This is a genomic window from Microbulbifer epialgicus, assembly GCF_041447265.1.
Taxonomy (GTDB): Bacteria; Pseudomonadota; Gammaproteobacteria; order Pseudomonadales; family Cellvibrionaceae; genus Microbulbifer; species Microbulbifer epialgicus.
On sequence record NZ_JBGMEK010000162.1, the window covers coordinates 1 to 4,251 of the forward strand.

Annotated in this window: 8 protein-coding genes; 6 read left to right on the forward strand and 2 right to left on the reverse strand. The window is 48.5% G+C overall.

The features are described from left to right. Positions 1-248 precede the first annotated feature (248 nt). Complete coding sequence (locus ACCI49_RS23745; protein ID WP_371841726.1) at positions 249-929, reverse strand: hypothetical protein; 681 nt, start codon at positions 927-929, stop codon at positions 249-251. Positions 930-1,366: 437 nt separating this feature from the next. Between ACCI49_RS23745 and ACCI49_RS23750 the strand changes: the two genes are divergently transcribed. Together ACCI49_RS23750 and ACCI49_RS23755 are read left to right on the forward strand one after the other, a co-directional pair. Beyond that, a complete protein-coding gene (locus ACCI49_RS23750; RefSeq protein WP_371841727.1) occupies positions 1,367-1,834 on the forward strand; it encodes a hypothetical protein in 468 nt (155 codons plus the stop codon). 111 nt (positions 1,835-1,945) lie between these two features. Then, a complete protein-coding gene (locus tag ACCI49_RS23755; protein ID WP_371841728.1) occupies positions 1,946-2,413 on the forward strand; it encodes a hypothetical protein in 468 nt (155 codons plus the stop codon). On the opposite strand, the gene ACCI49_RS23760 is transcribed toward ACCI49_RS23755, so the two are convergent. Then, positions 2,403-2,606: a hypothetical protein gene (locus ACCI49_RS23760; RefSeq protein WP_371841729.1), complete on the reverse strand. Its 204-nt coding sequence runs from the start codon at positions 2,604-2,606 to the stop codon at positions 2,403-2,405. The genes ACCI49_RS23755 and ACCI49_RS23760 overlap by 11 nt on opposite strands. 204 nt (positions 2,607-2,810) lie before the next feature. Between ACCI49_RS23760 and ACCI49_RS23765 the strand changes: the two genes are divergently transcribed. The 4 genes from ACCI49_RS23765 to ACCI49_RS23780 form a co-directional block, all read left to right on the forward strand. Next, positions 2,811-3,065: a helix-turn-helix domain-containing protein gene (locus ACCI49_RS23765; RefSeq protein ID WP_371841732.1), complete on the forward strand. Its 255-nt coding sequence runs from the start codon at positions 2,811-2,813 to the stop codon at positions 3,063-3,065. A gap of 118 nt (positions 3,066-3,183) precedes the next feature. Next, positions 3,184-3,561 carry a hypothetical protein gene (locus ACCI49_RS23770; RefSeq protein WP_371841730.1) on the forward strand — a complete coding sequence of 126 codons (378 nt, stop codon included), beginning with the start codon at positions 3,184-3,186 and terminating at the stop codon, positions 3,559-3,561. 37 nt (positions 3,562-3,598) lie between these two features. Further along, complete coding sequence (locus ACCI49_RS23775; protein ID WP_371841731.1) at positions 3,599-3,793, forward strand: hypothetical protein; 195 nt, start codon at positions 3,599-3,601, stop codon at positions 3,791-3,793. Positions 3,794-3,837: 44 nt separating this feature from the next. After that, positions 3,838-4,251 (forward strand): DUF7666 domain-containing protein (locus ACCI49_RS23780; protein ID WP_442928499.1); only part of this gene is annotated, 414 nt, incomplete at its 3' end.

Below are 4,251 nucleotides of genomic sequence, written 5' to 3' on the forward strand. Positions count from 1 at the left end.
TAAATCCCTTAATCATCCTTTCTTTAGTTAGTAATACTTTTTTATTAACCGGACAGCCCCGGCTGCCTCACCACTACCCAGGTGACGGGATTCCCGATATGCTGAAAGCTCCTACACCAACAGATACCGGAGAAAATTCGATGGCTTACAATCTGTTTATCGCTTATGACCTAATGGCCCCAAATCAGAGCTATGAAAAGGTTCAAAACGCTATAAAAGGATTGGGTAAGTACTACCAATTTCAGCTGTCATTGTTTTATGTTTCCACCGACTTCAGCCCCAGCGAGGCTTTTAATATCGTTGCCAACGCTGCCGACACCAACGATAAAATTGCTGTAATTAATGCCTTTAGCGGGGTTGTCTCCAACTGGGATAGTCCGCCCATTGCCGAAATTAACAGCATCTGGCTTAGCGGTAGTCCTGCACTCACTACCTGAAAGTTTTTGAGTGGGCTGGTCTTGCGTCAGCCCCAGCTGTAACAAACTCTTTACGGACGCCCGTGGTATCCGCATCAAACCGGATGCTTGGGCGTTATCTGTATTAACCTCTCCCACACTCTGGGCTATCATTAAAACCTCTTCACTTTCAGCAATTAGCCAGCCGACCGTGCAGCACTTAACCGGTTCTAGAGAGGGTAAATCTTCAAGATGGCTCCACTGAGGATACGGTTGTGCGCTATCAACCCACTCCACCCTGACAAGTTTCGCGAAGCGGTTAATCTGCTTACCTTGCGCTTCACTCTGGTCTTGAGGTAAGTCAGATGAGCCCCTGAATTTTTCGAGATCTGCCTTTTCCTTCACTGTCCTTGCCATCTTCGCTCTAGAAACCTCCACGTGCGCCCCCTCGTCGGCGAAGCGTTCCAGTAGCGCCTCACTGTCAGAGCCCCACGGCTCCAAAATAAACTCGCCATTCCTCTTGCGGATTTTCATCTCATCTCCTCGGTTGCTTCAGGTAGTTGATTTACTTGGTTTGTGTTGCTTGCCTGGCAGCGCTCAGGCTGTCAGTGAAACTAGGAATTCTCTCCCCAGACGTCTGGGCGGCACTCAGCCTTGCTAACCTCACCCTGAGTTACTCGCTCAATATCTCTTGATAAGTCCAATCCCGGCCTCTCTACGCCGCACGAAATGGCATTCAAGTGCCCAACAGAGCACCCAACTTTTTCGGCAAGCGCTGCACGACGCTTCATGCGGGGTTTTATCTTGAGGTATTCGATAAGTTTCATGGCTGAAATTTTATGTGTAGCGTAAACATATTACAAGAAATTCAACGTGAACCATGAAACATTAGGCGTCAAAAATTACATTTGCCGGTATGGAAGGAATGTAAACTGTTTGTAAAACTCCGAAGGGAGCAGGAAAATCTAAGCGTGATGGTGACAATCAAAGAAATAAGGCGGACCAACGCCCGCTACCTAGCACAAAGGTTTCGCAATCAGCGTGAGTTTGCAGACGCTGCAAGCATCACTCGCTCACAGTTGAGTCAACTAATAGGCCCCAACCCAGCGGAAAATATTGGGAGCGCGATAGCCAAAAGGATGGAGAAAGCCGCAGGGAGGCCGGAGGGCTGGCTTGATCGCGAACACCCCAAGCTCTCCGGCAAGCAAGAAGTGCCCCCTGAGAGATATATTGATTCAAGCAAGCTGGTGGAGGCTGTCCAAGAGATATGGGAGGCCATGGAGTTAAGGGGTGAAAAAATCAATCCAACCCTCTTATCTAGCGCTGTACTTATCTACTTAAGGCTCAAGGATGCGCGCGGAGAAGCCAATCCAATTGATGCAGACCAGTCTATTGCGATAGCTTCCAGCACCATTCGATCCTTGAATTCTACCCGCTAGAGGGGCGCCCCAAGCATAATTATTGGGTGCCGGGAATCATGTTTGTGGCATAGAAGGAAAGCAAACCGCCTGTAAAGCCGCGGAGAGGATTAGGAAAACCTGAGTACAGTAATGGCAATCTACGAAATTAGACGACAAAACGCACGCTACCTTGCTGCAACATTCGAGAATCGACGGGAGTTTGCTGACGCTGCAAATATGTCCCGCTCACAACTTAGTCAGCGTATTGGCCCGAACCCTACTGAAATTATTGGGGATTCGATTGCGAGGCGCATTGAAAAGGCCGCCAACAAAGAAGAGGGTTGGCTAGACCGGGAGCACCCCGAAGTCACCGGTGAGCTTGAGGAGCGAAAACCCCCAGAAGGCTACATCGACCCTAATGAGCTAATGATTGCCGTGCAAGAGGTGTGGGATGCCATGGAAGCTAAAGGGGAAAAGATTACCCCTCCAATCCTCATAAGTGCGGCATTGATCTATATGCGACTTAGGGATGCCCGAGGCGAACCTAGCGCTAACGACGCCAATCAATCCATAACTATCGCCCAGAGCACCATTCAAACCCTGGATTTTAATCGCTAGAAGGGGACTCCCAATCCATACAGAACTCTTCACCCCCTTTCTTGGGGCATTCAAGCCGCTTCAAGCAGGCCCTGCACTGGCGGGGTACTGCTGCCTCAATAGCAATTAAAAGCAAGCCAAGAAGTGAACGCCCCTCCTTGGCTCTGACTGATTTTTTCTCTTCGAAGCCTCTTATTGGAACTACATTCTGCATAATCCAACTCCATTGGAAAAATGTACTCCAGCGGGCAATACCTAGCGCCGCATCACCGGTCTAACTGAACTTGACCCTTTGAAGGCTATCACAGCAAAGTGTGCGCCAGTGTCGCGAAAACACTACAATTTTCAGAATGATGTAGCAATTTCAATACAAATTTCACTCTTGGAAAACCTCCCCACCTCAGTAGGTGCTCGCGTGATGCGTCGCGCCTCTCACCTCAGACTTAAGCAGCATCAAGTTGCGGAGGCTTTGGGTGTGTCTCGAAGCTTCGTCCATAAACTCTACACAGGGCAGAAGCGCGGAATCTCATTCATGCAGCTTTATAAGCTCTGCTCACTGCTAGAAATGAGCCCTGATGAACTTCTGGGTTACCCGTCAACCGCGCCCACGCTTACCGAATCGCAGGTAAGAGAGCTTCTATCAAAGATAGAGGCCAGCCTTCGGGATGCATAAATACCTCCAACCCCAAAATTAGGCGCGCCAATCATTCTCCACTGCGTAAACTACATTGAATTATTTTATGTACTACATAAAATGTATTGCAAGCTAGGTTATATCAGGGAGAACAGCCATGTACACAGCCAACTCAACCCACCCCGCCGAAGACGCTCTCAGAAGTTATGAGCGTCACCAAGACTCTCTGCCAGATGAAACTGCAGCTGATGTAGAGCGCATTGAGGCCGGCATTGCTGATTACTTCATCAACCGAATTTTTCTCGGTCGTCACCGCCTCGGCAGGCTTGAGGATGATTGCTACGTGCGTTTCCTCAAAATCGCAATGGATGAAGTTGACGAGGACTCCCTCGGCGAATTTCTAGCTTTTAGCAAAAAAGACCAATGTGAAGCAGGAAAGCTCAGCTCTGATTTTGCCGACAAGTGCGCAAAGCAAGTTGCAGAAGAATTCCGTGAAGAGCTGGAGCCTTTAGCAATTGAATATGGATATGTCTGAGCGGCTTGAGGTTTAACCCCTTTCTAACGGAGAAATAATGATGGATACAGACTCAATCATTTTTGCAAGAGAACCCTGCCCAGGTGATGAAGTGATGACTTATGAATTTCTTGTTAAGCCATCATTAAAAACTTCGGTGTTAGACATCCTTAAAGAGTCGACCAATGAGCTTGCCCTAGCCAGGGCTCTATGTCGCAACGGAATTCTGGAGGCGGGAGACTCTTACGTATAGAGAGGTTAAGCCTCCCCCCTTTCTAATCAAAAACAGGTGAAGCCATGAAAACCGAAGAAAAAATAATTGCCTACAAGGGTTTTGACGAGAATCTGCAGTGCCGTGGTTATCAGTATGAGATAGGTAAAACCCACCTTCATGAGGGTGAAGTCGAGGCATGTCAAAGCGGTCTTCACGCCTGTGAATTTCCGCTAGATGTATTCAGTTATTACTCCCCAGCCGAATCCAGATTTGCTGTAGCGGAAGCATCAGGGCAGATTGCACGCAGAGGCGATGATTCAAAAATTGCAGCTGCATCGCTGACTGTTAAAGCTGAAATAAAGCTACCTCAGTTAATACAAAATGCAGTCGACTGGATTATGGCTAAGGCTGAGAAAAGTGGTGAAGTGGCCGCCGATGATGAGGCTCAAGCTGTAGCCACTAACACCGGAAACCAGAGCGCAGCCACTAACACCGGA

What these genes read in the sequence shown, in the direction of transcription:
- ACCI49_RS23745 (WP_371841726.1), bottom strand. Translation starts at nt 929, where the DNA reads ATGAAAATCCGCAAGAGGAATGGCGAGTTTATTTTGGAGCCGTGGGGC.
- ACCI49_RS23755 (WP_371841728.1), top strand. Translation starts at nt 1,946, where the DNA reads ATGGCAATCTACGAAATTAGACGACAAAACGCACGCTACCTTGCTGCA.
- ACCI49_RS23760 (WP_371841729.1), bottom strand. Translation starts at nt 2,606, where the DNA reads ATGCAGAATGTAGTTCCAATAAGAGGCTTCGAAGAGAAAAAATCAGTC.
- ACCI49_RS23765 (WP_371841732.1), top strand. Translation starts at nt 2,811, where the DNA reads ATGCGTCGCGCCTCTCACCTCAGACTTAAGCAGCATCAAGTTGCGGAG.
- ACCI49_RS23770 (WP_371841730.1), top strand. Translation starts at nt 3,184, where the DNA reads ATGTACACAGCCAACTCAACCCACCCCGCCGAAGACGCTCTCAGAAGT.
- ACCI49_RS23775 (WP_371841731.1), top strand. Translation starts at nt 3,599, where the DNA reads ATGATGGATACAGACTCAATCATTTTTGCAAGAGAACCCTGCCCAGGT.